The organism is Variovorax boronicumulans (assembly GCF_009811375.1).
Classification (GTDB): Bacteria; Pseudomonadota; Gammaproteobacteria; order Burkholderiales; family Burkholderiaceae_C; genus Variovorax; species Variovorax boronicumulans.
This window is the reverse complement of the sequence record NZ_BKDH01000003.1, coordinates 1-17068: the sequence shown is the minus strand read 5'-3', so window position 1 is coordinate 17068 and position 17068 is coordinate 1. Positions and strand designations below refer to the sequence as shown.

General features: G+C 68.4%; 18 protein-coding genes and 3 tRNA genes. 14 read left to right on the top strand and 7 right to left on the bottom strand.

Annotation, left to right across the window (positions count from 1 at the left end; translation table 11 throughout):
- Position 1 precedes the first annotated feature (1 nt).
- From tssC to tssA, 3 genes are read right to left on the bottom strand one after another with little or no spacing between them, the layout of a single operon-like run.
- The gene (gene tssC / locus VHAB30_RS22845) at positions 2 to 1495 is read right to left on the bottom strand and encodes a type VI secretion system contractile sheath large subunit (protein WP_159273683.1); all 1494 of its coding nucleotides are present in this window, start codon (positions 1493 to 1495) and stop codon (positions 2 to 4) included.
- 53 nt (positions 1496 to 1548) lie between these two features.
- Positions 1549 to 2061 carry a type VI secretion system contractile sheath small subunit gene (gene tssB / locus VHAB30_RS22840; protein ID WP_062482197.1) on the bottom strand — a complete coding sequence of 171 codons (513 nt, stop codon included), beginning with the start codon at positions 2059 to 2061 and terminating at the stop codon, positions 1549 to 1551.
- A gap of 49 nt (positions 2062 to 2110) precedes the next feature.
- Positions 2111 to 3142, bottom strand: coding sequence for a type VI secretion system protein TssA (gene tssA, locus VHAB30_RS22835; protein WP_159273684.1), 1032 nt, complete (start codon positions 3140 to 3142; stop codon positions 2111 to 2113).
- A gap of 71 nt (positions 3143 to 3213) precedes the next feature.
- On the opposite strand from tssA, the gene tssJ reads away from it, so the two are divergent.
- The gene (gene tssJ, locus VHAB30_RS22830; RefSeq protein WP_159273685.1) at positions 3214 to 3732 is read left to right on the top strand and encodes a type VI secretion system lipoprotein TssJ; all 519 of its coding nucleotides are present in this window, start codon (positions 3214 to 3216) and stop codon (positions 3730 to 3732) included.
- 19 nt (positions 3733 to 3751) lie between these two features.
- Here the strand turns inward: tssJ and VHAB30_RS22825 are convergent, their stop codons facing one another.
- Both VHAB30_RS22825 and VHAB30_RS22820 read right to left on the bottom strand, forming a co-directional pair.
- Positions 3752 to 4867: a type VI secretion system protein gene (locus tag VHAB30_RS22825; RefSeq protein ID WP_095743415.1), complete on the bottom strand. Its 1116-nt coding sequence runs from the start codon at positions 4865 to 4867 to the stop codon at positions 3752 to 3754.
- Between the two features lie 17 nt (positions 4868 to 4884).
- Positions 4885 to 6210 carry a DotU family type IV/VI secretion system protein gene (locus tag VHAB30_RS22820; protein WP_159273686.1) on the bottom strand — a complete coding sequence of 442 codons (1326 nt, stop codon included), beginning with the start codon at positions 6208 to 6210 and terminating at the stop codon, positions 4885 to 4887.
- A 253-nt stretch (positions 6211 to 6463) separates the two neighbouring features.
- Here VHAB30_RS22820 and VHAB30_RS22815 point away from each other — a divergent pair, with 253 nt between their 5' ends.
- Positions 6464 to 7165: a response regulator transcription factor gene (locus tag VHAB30_RS22815; RefSeq protein WP_095743417.1), complete on the top strand. Its 702-nt coding sequence runs from the start codon at positions 6464 to 6466 to the stop codon at positions 7163 to 7165.
- A gap of 9 nt (positions 7166 to 7174) precedes the next feature.
- Here VHAB30_RS22815 and VHAB30_RS22810 read toward each other — a convergent pair whose 3' ends face one another.
- On the bottom strand, positions 7175 to 8407 hold the full coding sequence (locus tag VHAB30_RS22810; protein ID WP_159273687.1) for an NUDIX hydrolase: 1233 nt from the start codon (positions 8405 to 8407) through the stop codon (positions 7175 to 7177).
- 79 nt (positions 8408 to 8486) lie between these two features.
- Here VHAB30_RS22810 and VHAB30_RS22805 point away from each other — a divergent pair, with 79 nt between their 5' ends.
- Complete coding sequence (locus VHAB30_RS22805; RefSeq protein ID WP_235926893.1) at positions 8487 to 9167, top strand: phosphoglycolate phosphatase; 681 nt, start codon at positions 8487 to 8489, stop codon at positions 9165 to 9167.
- Positions 9168 to 9182: 15 nt separating this feature from the next.
- Here the strand turns inward: VHAB30_RS22805 and VHAB30_RS22800 are convergent, their stop codons facing one another.
- Entirely contained in the window at positions 9183 to 9788 is a 606-nt protein-coding gene (locus VHAB30_RS22800; RefSeq protein ID WP_095743420.1) for a chalcone isomerase family protein, read from the bottom strand.
- Positions 9789 to 10122: 334 nt separating this feature from the next.
- Here VHAB30_RS22800 and trpE point away from each other — a divergent pair, with 334 nt between their 5' ends.
- From trpE to VHAB30_RS22745, 11 genes are all read left to right on the top strand, one after another.
- Positions 10123 to 11625, top strand: a complete 1503-nt coding sequence (trpE, locus tag VHAB30_RS22795; RefSeq protein WP_159273689.1) for an anthranilate synthase component I — start codon at positions 10123 to 10125, stop codon at positions 11623 to 11625.
- On the top strand, positions 11622 to 12014 hold the full coding sequence (locus VHAB30_RS22790; RefSeq protein ID WP_070063895.1) for a GxxExxY protein: 393 nt from the start codon (positions 11622 to 11624) through the stop codon (positions 12012 to 12014). Before trpE ends, VHAB30_RS22790 begins: the two co-directional genes overlap by 4 nt.
- Complete coding sequence (locus VHAB30_RS22785; RefSeq protein WP_070063896.1) at positions 12011 to 12595, top strand: aminodeoxychorismate/anthranilate synthase component II; 585 nt, start codon at positions 12011 to 12013, stop codon at positions 12593 to 12595. Before VHAB30_RS22790 ends, VHAB30_RS22785 begins: the two co-directional genes overlap by 4 nt.
- A gap of 6 nt (positions 12596 to 12601) precedes the next feature.
- Positions 12602 to 13660: a low-specificity L-threonine aldolase gene (gene ltaE, locus VHAB30_RS22780; protein WP_159273690.1), complete on the top strand. Its 1059-nt coding sequence runs from the start codon at positions 12602 to 12604 to the stop codon at positions 13658 to 13660.
- Between the two features lie 197 nt (positions 13661 to 13857).
- Positions 13858 to 14880: an anthranilate phosphoribosyltransferase gene (gene trpD / locus VHAB30_RS22775; protein ID WP_159273691.1), complete on the top strand. Its 1023-nt coding sequence runs from the start codon at positions 13858 to 13860 to the stop codon at positions 14878 to 14880.
- A 37-nt stretch (positions 14881 to 14917) separates the two neighbouring features.
- Positions 14918 to 15718 carry an indole-3-glycerol phosphate synthase TrpC gene (gene trpC / locus VHAB30_RS22770; RefSeq protein ID WP_159273692.1) on the top strand — a complete coding sequence of 267 codons (801 nt, stop codon included), beginning with the start codon at positions 14918 to 14920 and terminating at the stop codon, positions 15716 to 15718.
- Positions 15715 to 16437, top strand: coding sequence for a uracil-DNA glycosylase (locus VHAB30_RS22765; protein WP_070063900.1), 723 nt, complete (start codon positions 15715 to 15717; stop codon positions 16435 to 16437). The genes trpC and VHAB30_RS22765 overlap by 4 nt, the downstream gene beginning before the upstream one ends.
- Before the next feature lie 94 nt (positions 16438 to 16531).
- Positions 16532 to 16617 (top strand) — tRNA-Tyr (locus tag VHAB30_RS22760).
- 65 nt (positions 16618 to 16682) lie between these two features.
- A tRNA-Gly gene (locus VHAB30_RS22755) sits at positions 16683 to 16756 on the top strand.
- Between the two features lie 42 nt (positions 16757 to 16798).
- Positions 16799 to 16873 (top strand) — tRNA-Thr (locus VHAB30_RS22750).
- Positions 16874 to 16946: 73 nt separating this feature from the next.
- A partial coding sequence (locus VHAB30_RS22745) for a GTP-binding protein (RefSeq protein ID WP_235926911.1) occupies positions 16947 to 17068 on the top strand: 122 nt, incomplete at its 3' end.

Sequence of the window (17068 nt, the reverse complement as noted above, 5' to 3'; positions counted from 1 at the left end):
TTCAACTGGCGCCCTTGGCCGTCGGCAGCTTGGACACCAGCCGCAGCGAGACCGTGAGGCCTTCGAGCTGGTAGTGCGGGCGCAGGAAGAACTTGGACGTGTAGTAGCCCGGGTTGCCTTCGACTTCTTCCACGATCACCTCGGCGGCGGCCAGCGGCTTCTGGGCCTTGGTGGTTTCCGACGAGTTGGCGGGGTCGCCGTCCACGTAGTTCATGATCCATTTGTTGAGCCAGCGCTGCATGTCCTCGCGCTCCTTGAAGCTGCCGACCTTGTCGCGCACGATGCACTTCAGGTAGTGCGCAAAGCGGTTGCAGGCAAAGAGGTAGGGCAGGCGCGCCGCCAGGTTGGCGTTGGCCGTGGCGTCGGGGTCGTCGTACTCGGCCGGCTTGTTCAGCGACTGGGCGCCGATGAAGGCCGCGAAGTCGGAGTTCTTGCGGTGGATCATCGACAGCAGGCCGGCCTTCGAGAGCTCGGCTTCGCGCCGGTCGCTGATGGCGATCTCGGTGGGGCACTTCTGGTCCACGCCGCCGTCGTCGCTGGGGAAGGTGTGCAGCGGCAGGTTTTCCACCGCGCCGCCCGACTCGATGCCGCGGATGCGCGAACCCCAGCCGTACAGCTTGTATGAGCGATTGATGTTGGTCGCCATCGCATAGGCGGCGTTGGCCCAGGCGTACTTGCTGTGGTCGGCGCCGGCGGTGTCTTCTTCGAAGTCGAACTCTTCCACCGGGTTGGTGTTGGCGCCGTAGGGCGTGCGCGCCAGGAAGCGCGGCATGCACATGCCCAGGTACTTGGAGTCGTCCGACTCGCGCAGCGAGCGCCAGCCGGCGTACTCGGGCGTGGAGAAGATCTTGGTCAGGTCGCGCGGGTTGGCCAGCTCCTGCCACGACTCCATCTGCATGAGGTTGGGGCTCGCGCCGGTGATGAAGGGCGCGTGGGCCGAGGCGGCGATCTTGGCCATCTCGCCGAGCATCTCGACGTCGGGCGGGCTCTGGTCGAAGTGGTAGTCGCCCACCAGCGCGCCGAAGGGCTCGCCGCCGAACTGGCCGTACTCTTCCTCGTAGATCTTCTTGAACATCGGGCTCTGGTCCCAGGCCGCGCCCTTGAACTTCTTGAGGTTCTTGGCCAGCTCCTGCTTGGAGATGTCCATCACCCGGATCTTCAGGTTCTCGTCGGTCTCCGTGTTGTTCACCATGTAGTGCAGGCCGCGCCACGCACTCTCGAGCTTCTGGTAGTCGGGGTGGTGGATGATCTTGTTCACCTGGTCGGTGAGCTTGGCGTCGATCGCGGCGATCATGGCCTGGATCGACTTGGTCACGTCCTTGCCGATGACGGTGCTGTTGCTCAGCGCCTGCTGCGCCAGCGTGAGCACGGCGGCTTCGACGGCGCTCTTGGCTTCGTCGCTGCGCGGCTTGAATTCTTTCTGCAGCAGCGACGAAAAGTCGCTTCCCGCGTACGCAACGTCTTTCAGTGCGCTCTGCTCGAGTGCGTCGGCCATGATGGTTTCTCCTCGTGTACCGGTGTGTGTCTGTCAGGAATCGGGAATGAGGCTCAGGCGGCGGCTTCGCCGTCCCCGGGCTTCTTGCTGGCGGCCAGCGTCTGCAGCAGGGCCGGGTCTTCGAGCACCTTGGCCAGCAGGTCTTCGGCGCCGCCCTTGCCGTCCATGTAGGTCACGAGGTTCGACAGCTGCGTGCGCGCTTCGAGCAGCTTGTTGAGCGCGCCCACCTTGCGGGCCACGGCGGCGGGCGAGAAGTCGTCCATGCTGTCGAAGGTGAGCTCGACCTTCAGGTCGCCCTCGCCGGTGAGCGAGTTCTCCACCGCGAAGGCGGCGCGCGGCTTCATGGCCTTCATGCGGGCGTCGAAGTTGTCGACGTCGAACTCGAGGAACTTGCGATCGACCACGGGCGCGAGCGGGTCGGCGGGCTTGCCCGACAGGTCGGCCAGCACGCCCATCACGAAGGGCAGCTGGATCTTTTTCTCGGCGCCGTAGAGCTCCACGTCGTATTCGATCTGGACCCGGGGCGCGCGGTTGCGTGCGATGAATTTCTGACTGCTCTTGGCCATGGCGATGCTCCTTGCGGGAATGAAAGGGGACGGGTGGAAACGGCGGCGGTCATTCGGACTGGCGTTTGCCCGTCACGGTCTCGATGGTGTCCATCGCGTTGGGCGCGAGGTTGGCCATGATGTCCAGGAAGCTCACGCCGATGAGCTTCTTGGCGCGTTCGATCAGGAGCGGCGCGGGGTTGCCGGGCTCGGCCTGTTCGAGGTAGCGGATGACGCGGTCGAGCATCTGCACCGCGTCCTGGCGGTTCTGGATCTCGCCGCGCGGCGCGGCCGGGCGGGCCGTGTTGCCGGCGGGGGCGTCGCCGTCTGAGGTTGCGCCTTCATCGGCCGAGGCCTCCGGTGCGCCGGCCGCCGCCGTGCAGGCCTTGGCGACCGTGCGCGACACGGTGCGCAGCGTGCCCAGGTCCACCGCATCGGTGCGGCCGGTGCGCTCGCCCAGCAGCTTCTGCAGACGATCGAGCAGCGCGGGAAGGCCGATGGCGGCCTGCAGTTGTTCGGGGTGTGCGGCGTGCAGGGCCTCGAGCCCGCCATGCACCTGCGCGGGCGAATACGAGGCTTCGCCGCCGACGGCGTTGAGCACGCCGTGCGCAATGGCGATGTCGCGCACGCGGATCGGGCCCACGCCCGGTGCGTTGCCCACCGAGGCGTCGTACAGGTCGCGCGGCACCATGCTGTCGTCGCTCAGCGGCGCGAGCGCGTTCAGGCGCATCGTGGGGTCGTTGTCGTCGTCCGCATCCAGCTTTGGATGTATGCCGTCCCAGAAGGTGTCGAGCAGCGAGGTGAGCAATTGCAGGCCTGCGGTGAAGCCGGCCACGCCCTGCAGGCGCGTCGCGGCGCGCAGCAGCAGCACGGCGGCGCGCACGTCCTTGCTGCGGCGCAGCTGCGCATCGGCGCGTTCGGCCACGTCGCGCCAGTCGGGTTCGACGGCGGGGATCACGGTGTCGCCGAACTGCTGCTCGGCCTTGCCTTGCGCTGCAGTCGTGAGGGCCATGAAGTCCGCGTCGTACTCCAGGTCGTCCCCGCAAGGCGAGGCCTCGCCGATGGGCGTGAGCAGTGCGTCGACGAGTTGGGGAGTCAGCATGTTGCCTGTTCGAGTTCGCTGGTGATAATCAAAGATGCGTCAGGACCGGTCAATGCAACGAAGGGAATAGCATGCGCACGCTGGGTACACACCATTCGTCCTATGAGCACTCCGTGGCGTGGCCTTCCCGGCGACGTCTCGCGGCTTTTGGCCTTGCTGCAGCGGGTCTTCTGATGGCCGGCTGCGCGAGCAAACCGGTGGTCACGCCGGTGTCGATGACGCTCACGGCCGGCGCCGATGCCAACCCCGATGCGCGCGGCCGCGCCTCGCCGCTCACGGTGCGCGTCTACGCGCTCAAGACACCGGGGCCCTTCGAAGGCGCCGACTTCTTCTCGCTGTTCGAGAAAGACCAGGCCACGCTCGGCGCCGAACTGGTGCAGCGCGAAGAAATGCTGCTGCGCCCCGGCGAGAGCAAGAAGCTCGACCTCACCCTGCCGGCCGATGCCAAGGCGATCGGCGTGATGGCCGCGTTCCGCGACCTCGACCGCGCGCGCTGGCGCGAGGTGCGCGCGGTCACCCCGGGCCAGGCGCAGGTGCTCAACGTGACCTTCGGCGCGCGGCAGATCCGCGTCGACGCTGCGGCCAAGTAGCACCAGCTGCACGGCGGCCTCAGCGCAGTTCCGCCGGCACCGTGGGCGCAAAGCGCCCGGGCCGCACCAGCGGCTGGTCCGCCGGCAGGAAGCGGCCGAACAGGTCGCTCACGAACGCGGCGCCCGTGCCGTTCTCCGACGCCGTCGCCGTGAGGTACAGCCCGCGCCAGCGCGGCGCGCGCACCCCTTTGCCGTGCCCCTCGAACAGCCCCTGCGCCACCTGCCGCAAGGCCGGCTGCAAGGTGCGCACGCTCTCCACGAAGCCATGCAGCGCGAGCCGTCCCGCGGGGCCCGGCTGCTCGCGCAGCAGGGCCATGCGCAGGCCGTGCAGCTGCGCCACGAGCGGATCGAACAGCGCATCGAGCCGGTCGGCGGCGCGTGCTGCGTGCGCCGCGAACGGGTGCTCCACGCGGTGGCCGAGCGCCTGCGCGAGCACCTCGGGCGGCAGCGCGGCGCGCAGCGTGGCGTAGCCCTTGAGGCCTTCGAGGCCCGTCACGACGAGGTAGACCGGCAGCTGCAGGCGCAGCGTGTCGCTGGCCTCGTCGAGCAGGCGGCGCATGTTCGCGGTGGCGCGCTTGCGCAGGGCGGGGTCGCCGTACAGCAGGTCGCCGGCCGCCACGCACACCACCACGCCGTGCAGCGGCAGGCGTTCGCGCCGCTCGGCAAGCGCCAGCAGCGACTGCAGCCAGAGCCCGCGCGCGGGCGCCGTGCCGGCCTGGTCGCCGATGGCGTCGGGATGCAGCTCGATGGCCGTCAGCGCGCCGGTGGTCCACCAGCGCCACCAGGGCGTGCCGGGTGCCTCGTGCGGCGGCGGCGCCACGCACTCGGCACGGGCGGCCGAGAGCAGCCCCGGCAGCCCGGTGGCCGGGCCGCCGATGAAGAGGAACCACGGCGCCGTCGCGCGCGTGCGCGGCGCCTGCCGCAGCGAGGTGCGCGCCTGCGCCATGGCCTCCTTCAGCGCGTCGACGGCGGCGTGGTCGGCGGGCGCGCCGAGGGCATCGACGCGCCGCAGCAGGCCGCGTCGCCGCGCGCCGCGGCCGGCGTCGCGCACGGCGGCGTACAGCAGCGCCAGGCCGGCGAGGCAGACCGCGAGCAGCGGCCAGAAGAGGTGCACGGGTGACAGCGTGTCGAACATGATGGGGAAGGGCGAGGTCAGCGCGCCACGGTTTCGAGGGAGATGAAGTCGGCGATCAGCCGCTCGCTGTTCCGGCTGGCCGCCAGCGCCTCGCGCAGGCGCAGCAGGTAGGCCGAGGCCATCTCGTACGGCGGGCGGTCGGAGGTTTCGCTGAACGGCATCGGCGCCGACAGCACGGTGATCAGCACGTTGCCGAAGGGCGGGCTCACGAGCCAGCTCGACGGAATGTCGGACCCGAGTTCCAGCGACTCGCCCGCGCGCAGCCGCGTCGGGGCCGGCCCGGTGTTCAGGTGCATCACGGAACCATCGGCGGTGTAGTAGTCGACCCAGATGTAGCTCTCGTGGCGCGGCGCCACCACCTGCACGCGCACCGCGTCGCCCTCGCGCAGCCGGCCGTCGCGCGCGGACGGCGCGCTCACGCTCAGCCCGTGGTTCTTCTGGCGGTTGCGTGCCTGCGAGGGCTTGAGGATGGCGAACACCTCGCAGTGCGGCCACACGCGCAGCCCGATGTCGAACTGTGGCGCGCGCACGCCGGGAATGGCCGCGACGTCCTCCGCCACCTTGAGCAGGTCGTCGCGCTGCGAGACGAAGCCGGTCACGCGCGGGCGGCCGTCGGGGTCGATCGAGGCTTCGAGGTCCGCGCAGGCGTAGCTGGCGAGTTGCCGGTCGATGCGCTGCGTGAGCGCCGTGCCGGCGGCCGGCGGCCCCGCCAGCCAGTGCCACAGCAGGAAGAGCGCGGGCACCAGCACGGCCAGCGCGGTGCCGGTGCGCAGCACGGTGCGGTCGCGCCGGCGCATGTCGGCCGGGCCGCGCGGGTCGGGCACGCCGTAGGGCTGGGGCGTGATGTGGTCCTGCGCGAGGCTGCCGAGTTCGAGCGGCGGCGGCTGCAGCTGCCGGCCGTGCAGGTCCTTCAGCTTGCCGAGCTCGCCTTCGTCGCCCGACTCGAAGTAGTACTGGCCCTTGAAGCCGTGGGCCAGCGCATGCCAGTAGACCTCTCGCACCGCATGGTCCTGCGCGCCGAGGGCCGAGAGGTGGTGGAAGAACTCGCTGTGCGCGTTGTTGGAGTTGAACAGCTGCACCTGCAGCGGCGCGGCGCCGTCCACGGCGTCGGGGTGGCGCGCCAGGATCTCGTCGAGCCACGCGACCATGGCGAAGGCGGCCGATTCGATCTGCGTGGCGGTGGCGCCCGCCACGTCGGCGTCGGCGCGAGCGATGTCCAGCAGGCGCAGGGCCTCGCGCTGGGCGTCGCCGTGGGTGAGGGTGGGGCGGCCGGCCGCGATCAACGCGTCCAGGCCGAGACCGAAGGCAATGAAGGGCGAGAAGCAGTCGAGCAGGCGGGCCATGAGGGATGCCCGCTTCTCAAGCGTGCATTGCGAAGCATGCCTTGCACCGGCGCCTGCAGCGATCGCACATGCCCATGTCCCCGGTCGTTGGAGTGGGCGTTCATTTTTTCAACGGGCCCACGGGGCCGCCATACCGCTTGGGGTCTATGCCGTTGGTGGGGCGCGGCGGCCTTGCTGGACGGGGCAATCGCCGTTATCTTCGCAGTCGCAGAAGAATCCAATGCACATTGACGTTGGGACACTGGGGTATGCCATGAAAATTCTGATCGCCGACGACCACCGGCTCGTCATCGAGGCGGTCAAAGCCAAGTTGTCGGAGCTGGGAGCTGGCATCGAGTTCGTCCTGGCGCTGAGCGTCGACGAACTGCTTGCCGGCGCGACCGACGATCTCGACCTGGCCCTGATCGACCTCAACATGCCCGGCGCGGACGGGCAGGCCCACATCGACGAGATCCGGCGACGACACCCGGCCGTGCCCGTGATCGTGCTGTCAGGCTACGAAGACCCGTCCATCATGCGCAGCGCGCTCGAACGCGGCGTGCTCGGTTTCATTCCCAAGGCCTATTCGCCTGACGTCATGCTGTCGGCCGTGCGCCTGGTGCTGGCGGGCGGCGTCTACGTGCCGCCGATGATGCTCACGGCGCTGCCGCCGGGCATCGTGGCCGGCGTGTCGCCGTCGTCTGCCGCGGCGGGCGAACCCTTTGCGCGCGGCGGCAACGGCGGTGGCGGCACCCAGACCCTCGAACACCTGCGCAGCGTGCTCACCGAGCGGCAGGTCGAGGTGCTGCAGCTGCTGTCGCAAGGCAAGCCGAACAAGCTGATCGGGCGCAGCCTGGGCATCAGCGAAGGCACGGTGAAGATCCACCTCGCGGCGATCTTCCGCGCGCTCAACGTGCGCAACCGCACCGAGGCGGTGGTGGCGGCGCAGGCGCTGACGGAAGCGCAGCAGGCCTGAAGACGCGGCTCAGTCGGCGAGCGCCGACGCGGGGCGGCGCATGAAGCCGCGCGCGGGCACGATCCATTCGACGATCTGATCCGTTTCGGGCGCGGGCGTCGTTGCGTCCTCCGTGAACAGCATGCGCTCCTCGGCCAGCAGGAAACCCTGCGCGCCCAGCACCTGGAGCGTGGCGCCGCCGAGGTCCAGGGATTGCGGCGCAGCGTCCGCCGACAACACCCATCGCACCGGCCCGGGCGCCGCCGCCCGCAGTGCGGCTTCGTGCGCCGCGTCGCCGGGCGCGCGGTTGATGAGCGCCCAGCCCTCGGTGCCGCCGATGAGAAAACTGTTGAGGCCGCTGTCGTGCACCACGCGCAGCACGCGTGCGGACAGCGGCGTGACCAGGCCCGCCTCGAGCGCATAGCGACCGCTGCCCTGGCCGTCGGGATCGAGGTGTCCGATCTCGTCGTAGGCGGGCTCTTCCATGTTCACCGGCCGTCGGCCCTTGGGACCGTCGGCCAGGCGCGGCATGGTCAGTGGAATGCGGCGCAGCGCGCGCGCATGGGCCATGAAGTCGTCGACGCGGGCGAAGGTGGCCAGGTGCTCGAGCACGCGCCGCGTCACGTTCAGCAGCTTGAGGCCGCGTTCGGGACTGACCGCGTCGGCGGGCTTCAGCCACAGGTGCTCGACGGTTTCGCGGCCGTCGGGGCGCACGTCCTGGCCGGCGGGCATCGCGGCGGCGAAGAAGCGCGTGTCGAAGCGGCGCGGCATGCCGGGCGGGGTCAGCCAGTGGCTGAAGTACGCGATGCGGTCGACGGCAAGGCACCAGCCGCGCTCGGCGCACAGCGCGAGCAGGGCGTCGGTGCTGCGCTCGGCGGCGGCGCGCATCGCGTCGAGTTCGCCCGAGGTGAGCGCGAGCAGCTCGACCGGCCGGCCCTGCGCATCGTTCGCGAGCAGCAGCCCGGCCTCTTCGAAGCATTCGCGGATCGCCGCCGCGTGGAAGTCGAGCCCGCCTTCGGGCAGGCCCAGCCGCGCGCTCGCGGCGGCGTCGTCCAGGCCCGCGCACAGCGGGTGCAGCAGGCGGTCGTGCGCATCGACCATGCCACCCGGGAAAACGCTGGCGCCGCTGTTCTGGTCGTTGGCCTTTTCAGCCCGCCGCAGCATCAGCACCTCGAGGCCTTCGGGGCCGTCGCGCAGGACGACGAGCGTGGCGGCGGTGCGGATGGGGCGAGGGGCGGAGGGCGGGGGCGTCGTGGGGGTCATGGGCGCCTATTTTGCGGCCGGGGGACAATGCGTGCCTCGCGCATCCACCACCCACTTCGCTCCCTGGGAGCCGCCTGTTTTGGACACTCTTCGCACCGATCTCTCCCGCTTCGACGTCGCCATCGTCGACCTCGACGGCACCATGGTCGACACGCTCGGCGACTTTGCCGAGGCCCTGAACCGCATGCTGCGCGACCTCGAGCTGCCGCCGGTGACACCCGCCGCCATCGAGCGCATGGTGGGCAAGGGCTCGGAGCACCTGATCCTGTCGGCGCTGGCGCACGTGGGCGCGCCGGCCCCGGCGGCGCTGTTCGATCGCGCCTGGGAGCGCTATCAGCACCACTACCTGGAGATCAACGGCCGGTACTCGTCCGCCTACCCCGGTGTGGTCGAGGGCCTGAAGGCGCTGCGCGCGCGCGGGCTGCGGCTGGCCTGCCTCACGAACAAGCCGACCGCCTTTGCCAAGCCGCTGCTGGCCGCGAAGGGGCTCGATGGCTTCTTCGAGCAGGTGTTCGGCGGCGATGCCTTCGAGCGCAAGAAGCCCGATCCGCTGCCGCTGTTGAAGACCTGCGAGGCGCTGGGCACGGTGCCCGCGCGTACGCTGATGGTGGGCGATTCGAGCAACGACGCGCGTGCCGCACGCGCCGCCGGCTGCCCCGTGGTGCTCGTGACCTACGGCTACAACCACGGCGAGCCGGTGCGCGGCGTGGATGCGGACGGGTTCGTGGCGTCGCTGGCCGACCTCGCAGCGGCGGCCTGACGGGCTGACTGCCCCTTACTGCTTTCCGAGCAGCGCGTCCTTCAGCTTCCAGTCGGCCGGGTTCGGGCCGAGCCAGATGCGCATCAGCGCATTGAAGAACGCCACTTCCTTCACCGGGTCGGGCTGCGGCACGCCGCGCACCGTGATCAGCGTGCCCGTGCCGGGCACCCAGTCGATGGTGAAGGTGTCGCCTGCCTTGAGCTGCTTCTGGTCCGCGAACATCTGGCCCATGCGCAGCAGGCCGGGAATCAGGTTGACCATCTCGCTCTTGGGCGAGTTGTCTTCCACGCCCTTGACGAAGAGCTTGCCGAGTTCGTTGGCGTCGATGTCGCGCAGCATCGTGATCGCCACGCGCTTGGGGCCCGGCACGGCCAGCGCCTCTTCGGTGGTCGAGGCCTTCTTGCCCAGGTACAGGCCGGCCGTGTAGACCTTGATGATGGTCTTGTAGCGAATGCCTGCGCCATTGAGCACCAGCGGGGCGCCGCGCAGGTCCATCTGGTCGTCGAGCTTGACGCCCGCCACCTCGACCTGCGCCGCGAAGGCACTGCCGCAGAGCGCGGCCGACAGGACAGCGAGCGCCGCGAGGCGGGAGAACACGGCCGGGAGCAGGGGTGCGAGCAAGTGAGTCTCCTTGAATTTGCGAACGGTCGTGCGAATGTATCTTTTCGTTTTATCCGAGAGGCTCCGGGGGAACCCTGAAGCCAGCGGTTGCACAAGGCCTGGTTTTCGTGGGCTAAACTCGGCGCTCCATGTTCGTTCATCACATCATTCAAACAGGTGAAGGCAGCCGGGGAGCCTGGCCCTGGCGTCGCCATACATCGCTGACTGTTTGATTGCGCGGCGCACGCCGTGCGCCCGCGGTTCCGAGCCGGCACGCATGCCGGCACCGGGCCACTCTCGTGAATGACCTTGCCACCGGCCAAAGGAGCGTCGGCAGGCAACTGGAGAACGATCCGTGATCACCGAACTTGAATTCAAGAGCCTCAGCGCCCAGGGCTACAACCGCATCCCGCTGATGGCTGAGGCCTTTGCCGACCTCGAAACCCCGCTTTCCCTGTACCTCAAACTCGCCCATTCGCAGGGCGGCGGCAAGCACAGCTTCCTGCTCGAATCGGTGGTGGGTGGCGAGCGCTTCGGGCGCTACAGCTTCATCGGCCTGCCGGCGCGCACCTTGCTGCGCGCCAGCGGCTTCGGCGATGAGGCCGTCACCGAAGTCGTGACCGACGGCCAGGTCGTCGAGACCGCCAAGGGCAACCCGCTGGATTTCGTGGCCGACTACCAGAAGCGCTTCAAGGTCGCGCTGCGGCCCGGCCTGCCGCGTTTCTGTGGCGGCCTGGCCGGCTACTTCGGCTACGACACCGTGCGCCACATCGAGCGCAAGCTTGAAAAAAGCTGCCCGCCCGACGCGCTGGGCTGCCCCGACATCCTGCTGCTGCAGTGCGAAGAACTCGCGGTCATCGACAACCTGTCGGGCAAGCTCTACCTCATCGTCTATGCCGACCCGAAGCAGCCCGAGGCCTATGCCGTGGGCAAGCGCCGCCTGCGCGAGCTGAAGGACAAGCTCAAGTACTCGGTGAGCGCGCCCGTCGTGAAGCCCACGCAGGCGCACCCGCCCGAGCGCAGCTTCGCCAAGGCCGACTACCTTGCGGCCGTGGAGCGCGCCAAGGAGATGATCGCCGCCGGCGACTTCATGCAGGTGCAGGTGGGCCAGCGCATCAGCAAGCGCTACACCGAATCGCCGCTGTCGCTGTACCGCGCGCTGCGTTCGCTGAACCCGTCGCCCTACATGTACTACTACAACCTGGGTGACTTCCACGTGGTGGGCGCCTCGCCCGAGATCCTGGTGCGCCAGGAGAACACGGGCGACGGCGAGCAGAAGATCACCATCCGCCCGCTGGCCGGCACGCGCCCGCGCGGTGCGTCGATCGAGCTCGACAAGGCGGCCGAGGTGGATCTCATCAACGACCCGAAGGAGCGCGCCGAGCACGTGATGCTGATCGACCTGGCGCGCAACGACATCGGCCGCATCGCCAAGACCGGCACCGTGAAGGTGACCGAGGCCTTCGCGGTGGAGCGCTACAGCCACGTGATGCACATCGTGAGCAACGTCGAAGGCACGCTGAAGGACGGCATGACCGCCATCGACGTGCTCAAGGCCACGTTCCCCGCCGGCACGCTGACCGGCGCGCCCAAGGTGCATGCGATGGAACTCATCGACCAGCTCGAGCCCACCAAGCGTGGCCTCTACGGCGGCGCCTGCGGCTACATCAGCTACGCGGGCGACATGGATGTGGCCATCGCGATCCGCACCGGCATCGTGAAGGACCAGATGCTGCACGTGCAGGCCGCGGCCGGCGTGGTCGCCGACTCGGTGCCCGAGCTGGAGTGGAAGGAAACAGAAGCCAAGGCGCGCGCACTCCTGCGTGCCGCCGAACTGGTCGAGGAAGGCCTGGAATGAGCAACGCACCGGACATCCAGAACGACTTCTCGCACGAGATCATCGGCGCCGCCGTCGAGGTGCAGCGCGTGCTCGGCACGGGGCTCGACGAGGGCGCCTACGCTGCAGCGCTGGCCATCGAACTCGCCGAGCGCGAGATCGGCTTTGCGCGCGACGTGGCGCTGTCGGCCAGCTACAAGGGCCGGTCGCTCGGCGAGGTGTACCGCGCGGGCTTCGTGATCGAGCAGTCGGTCATCGTCGAGCTGCGCGCCGTCGACGTGCTGACCGACCTGCACCGCGCGCAGGTGCTCGCCGCACTGCGCCTGTCGGGCCTCAAGCTGGGCCTGCTGATCAACTTCAACGTGTTCCCCGTCGTCAAGGGCGTGCACCGGATTGTGAGCAAGCCATGAAACTGCTGATGATCGACAACTACGATTCGTTCACCTACAACATCGTCCAGTACTTCGGCGAGCTGGGGGCGGACGTGCAGGTGCACCGCAACGACGAGATCACCGTCGAGCAGATCGGCGCGCTGATCGCTTCGGGCGTGACGCGGCTGGTGGTGTCGCCGGGTCCGTGTTCGCCGGCCGAGGCGGGCGTGTCGGTGGCGGCCATCGAGGCCTTCGCGGGCAAGCTGCCCATCCTGGGCGTGTGCCTGGGCCACCAGGCCATCGGCGCGGCCTTCGGCGGCAAGATCGTGCGCGCGCAGCAGCTCATGCACGGCAAGACCAGCGAGATCACGACCACGCAAGAGGGCGTGTTCGCGGGGCTGCCGCAGAAGTTCATCGTCAACCGCTACCACTCGCTCTCGATCGAGCGCGAGAGCTGCCCGAAAGAACTGGCTGTCACCGCCTGGACCGACGACGGCGAGATCATGGGTGTGCGGCACACCGGCTTTGCGCACGACGTGCGCATCGAAGGCGTGCAGTTCCATCCCGAATCGATCCTCACCGAGCACGGCCACGCCATGCTCAAGAACTTTCTGGACTGACCCACCATGACCGAACGCACTCCCATCGTCGACCTGCGCAGCGACACCGTCACGCAGCCCACGCCCGCGATGCGCGAGGCCATGGCGGCAGCGCCGCTGGGCGACGACGTCTTCGGCACCGACCCGAGCGTCAATGCGCTGCAGGAGAAGATCGCTGCGCTGCTGGGCTTCGAGGCGGCGCTGTTCGTGCCCACCGGCACGCAGAGCAACCTGTGCGCGATCCTGTCGCACTGCGCCCGTGGCGACGAGTACATCGTCGGCCAGCAGGCGCATGCCTACCGCTGGGAAGGCGGTGGCGCCGCGGTGTTCGGCAGCGTGCAGCCGCAGCCGCTGGACCACGCGCCCGACGGCACGCTGCCGCTGGCGCAGATCGAGGCGGCCATCAAGCCCGACGACGCGCACTTTGCGCGCACGAAGCTGCTGGCGCTGGAGAACACGCTGGGCGGCAAGCTGCTGCCCTTCGAGTACGTGCAGGCCGCGACCGACCTGGCGAAAAGCAAGGGGCTGCAGCGGCACCTGGATGGCGCGCGGCTTTTCAATGCCGCCACCGCACAGGCTGCGCTGAACAAGCGAACCGACATCCGCGCCGAAGCCCGCCGTATCGCGCAGTGCTTCGACAGCGTGTCGGTGTGCTTCAGCAAGGGCCTGGGCGCACCCATCGGCTCGACGCTGGTCGGTTCGCGCGAGTTCATCGCGCACGCCCACCGCATCCGCAAGATGGCAGGCGGCGGCATGCGGCAGGCCGGCCTGCTGGCGGCCGCGGCCTCGCATGCGCTCGACCACCACATCGACCGTCTGGCCGACGACCATGCGCTCGCGCAGCGCCTGGCACAGGGGCTCGAGGGCATCGAAGGCCTGAAGGTCGAGGCGCCGCACACGAACATCGTGTTCGTCGATCTCACGGGGGCGGCGCAGGCGCGTTCTGCGGAGCTGCTCGCCAGCCTCAATGAGCAGGGCATCCTCGCGACCGGGCTGTACCGCCTGCGCTTCGTGACGCACCTGGATGTCGATGCCGCGGGCGTCGACCGCGCTGTCGCGGCGATCCGCGGCTTCTTCAAGGCCTGAGAAGGTGTGAACGAACCCGCCATGTCCGCTCATCCTGCCCAGACACGCCCCCTCGGCGTTGCAAATGCTCGCCATAGCCCGAGCTATGGCTGCGCTTTGCGCCTTGAGGGGGCGCGCCTGGGCGGGCTGCTCGGCCACGCCGGATTCATTCACGCCTTCTGAAGCCTGGCTACACGCACACACCGAGGAGACTCTTCATGATCACCCCCCAGGAAGCGCTGCAGCGCACCATCGAACACCGCGAAGTCTTCCACGACGAGATGCTGCACATCGTGCGGCTCATCATGAGCGGCGAGTGTTCGCCCGTGATGATGGCCGCGCTGATCACCGGCCTGCGCGTGAAGAAGGAAACCATCGGCGAAATCACCGCCGCCGCGCAGGTGATGCGCGAGGTGTCGACCAAGGTGCCCGTGGCCGACACCACGAACCTCGTGGACATCGTCGGCACCGGCGGCGACGGCTCGCACACCTTCAACATCTCGACCTGCTCGATGTTCGTCGCGGCCGCGGCCGGCGCCAAGGTGAGCAAGCATGGTGGGCGCAGCGTGTCGAGCAAGTCGGGCAGTGCCGACGTGCTGGAGTCGCTGGGCGTCAACATCAACCTCAAGCCCGAGCAGATCGCGCAGTGCATCGCGCAGGTCGGCATCGGCTTCATGTTCGCGCCGAACCACCATCCGGCGATGAAGAACGTGGCGCCGGTGCGCAAGGAGCTCGGCATCAAGACGATCTTCAACATCCTCGGCCCGCTGACCAACCCGGCCGGCGCGCCGAACATCCTGATGGGCGTGTTCCACCCCGACCTCGTGGGCATCCAGGTGCGCGCGCTGCAGCGCCTCGGTGCCGAGCATGCGGTGGTGGTCTACGGCCGCGACGGCATGGACGAGATCTCGCTGGGCGCCGCCACCATGATCGGCGAGCTCAAGGACGGCGAGATCCGCGAGTACGAGTTGCACCCGGAAGACTTCGGCTTCCAGATGGCGAGCAACCGTTCGCTGCGCGTCGAGACGCCCGAGCAGTCGAAGGCCATGCTGATCGGCGTGCTGGACAACCAGGCCGGCCCGGCGCTGGACATCGTGCTGCTCAACGCGGGCGCGGCGCTGTACGCGGCCAACGTGGTCGACTCGGTGCCGGCGGGCGTGGAGCGTTCGCGCCAGGCCATTGCGTCCGGTGCGGCCAAGGCCAAGCTCGCCGAGCTGGTCGCAGCCTCCACCTCCTTCTGAGAATCAGGCCGTCGTGCCACCGAAAGCAGAGCAAGCCATGTCAGACATTCTCGACAAGATCGTCGCCGTCAAACGCCAGGAAGTTGCCGCCGCGCTGAAGCGCGCCCCGCTCGAGGCCGTGCGCTTCGACGCCGAAAGCCGCGTGCTCACGCGCGACTTCGAGGCCGCGCTGCGCGCCAAGATCGCGGCCGGCCAGGCGGCGGTGATCGCCGAGGTCAAGAAGGCCAGCCCGAGCAAGGGCGTGCTGCGCGAAGACTTCATTCCGGCCGACATCGCGCAAAGCTATGCCGAGGGCGACGGCTCGGTCAGCGCGGCCTGCCTCTCGGTGCTGACCGACAAGCAGTTCTTCCAGGGCGGCGTCGACTACCTGAAGCAGGCGCGCGCCTCGTGCGACCTGCCCGTGCTGCGCAAGGATTTCATCGTCGACGCCTACCAGGTGTACGAGTCGCGTGCGATGGGTGCTGACGCCATTCTCCTGATCGCTGCCTGCCTCGACGACGCGCAGATGAAGGACTACGAGGCCATCGCGCGCGGGCTGGGCATGGCGGTGCTGGTCGAGGTGCACGACGCGGGCGAGCTCGATCGCGCGCTGAAGCTCAAGACGCCGCTCATCGGCGTCAACAACCGCAACCTGCGCAACTTCGAGGTGTCGATCCAGGCCACCATCGATCTGCTGCCCAGGCTGCCGGCCGATCGCCTGCCGGTGACCGAATCGGGCATCGCCACGCGCGAGGACGTCGCCACGCTGCGCGCTGCGGGCGTCAACGCCTTCCTCGTCGGCGAAGCCTTCATGCGCGCCAAGGAACCCGGCGAGGCGCTCGCCGCATTGTTCAAATGACGCGGCCGGACCAGCTGTCAAGCAGCGATCCTGCCGACTGGCCGGTGGCGCCGGGCTGGCAGCCGCTGGTCGACGATTTCTTCGCCAGCGCGGTCGGGCAGAAGCTGCAGGGTTTCCTGCGCGAGCGCCTCGACGCCGGGGCGGTGATCTTTCCGCCGCAGCCGCTGCGGGCGCTGGAACTCACGCCGCCGGAAGACGTGCGGGTGGTGATCCTGGGCCAGGACCCGTACCACGGGCGCGGGCAGGCCGAGGGCCTGGCTTTCTCGGTGGCGTCGGGCGTGGCGCTGCCGCCGTCGCTGCGCAACATCTTCAAGGAGCTCCAGCGCGACCTGGGCACGCCGCCGCCGGCGTTTCCGAACCCGGGCGGCAGTCTCGTGAAATGGGCGACGCACGGTGTGCTGCTGCTCAACACCTGCCTCACGGTCGAGGAAGCCCAGCCGGCCAGCCATTCGGGCCGCGGCTGGGAGGTGCTGACCGACGCCGTGATTCGCCATGTGGCGCAGGGCGAGCGACCTGTTGTTTTTATGCTATGGGGCTCGCACGCGCAAAGTAAGCGTGCGTTGATCGATGTTGGGCGCCATAAGGTGCTGATGTCGAATCATCCCTCGCCGCTTTCTGCGCTTCGGCCGCCGGTTCCGTTCATCGGCTGCGGTCATTTTGGCCAAGCCCGTGCATGGCGTGAGGCGCAGCAGTCGGGAGGCTCCGAACTTCGCTCATAATCAGAGGCTTCACACCTCGAGCAGGTTTCCACGCTTCATCTTTTGCTGGGAATCCTGTGTAGTCACAAAATCGTGCTATATTTCGAGGTTCGCCGGAGAGGTGGCCGAGTGGTTAATGGCAGCAGACTGTAAATCTGCCCTCTTACGAGTACGCTGGTTCGAATCCAGCCCTCTCCACCAGCGATGAATTTGGTTTCTAAGAGCGATTGGATCTAGCGCTTTGGGTGCCTTGAAGTGCCCCCGATGCGGGAGTAGTTCAATGGTAGAACCCCAGCCTTCCAAGCTGATGACGCGGGTTCGATTCCCGTCTCCCGCTCCAGAGACCCGGTTCGGCGCCGGAAGCGATTTGGTTAGAACAAAAGCCCTTTTGGCTCAGTGGTAGAGCACTCCCTTGGTAAGGGAGAGGTCGCGGGTCCGATTCCCGCAAAGGGCACCAGTTTTCTGGGGTTGCAACGACAGGCTTGCGACCCATCTGCATGCGTTGAAATCGTTTTTTTCGGAGTCGAAAAATGGCAAAAGGTAAATTCACCCGCACCAAGCCGCACGTGAACGTGGGCACGATCGGTCACGTTGACCACGGCAAGACCACGCTGACGGCTGCGATCGCCACCGTGCTGTCGGCCAAGTTCGG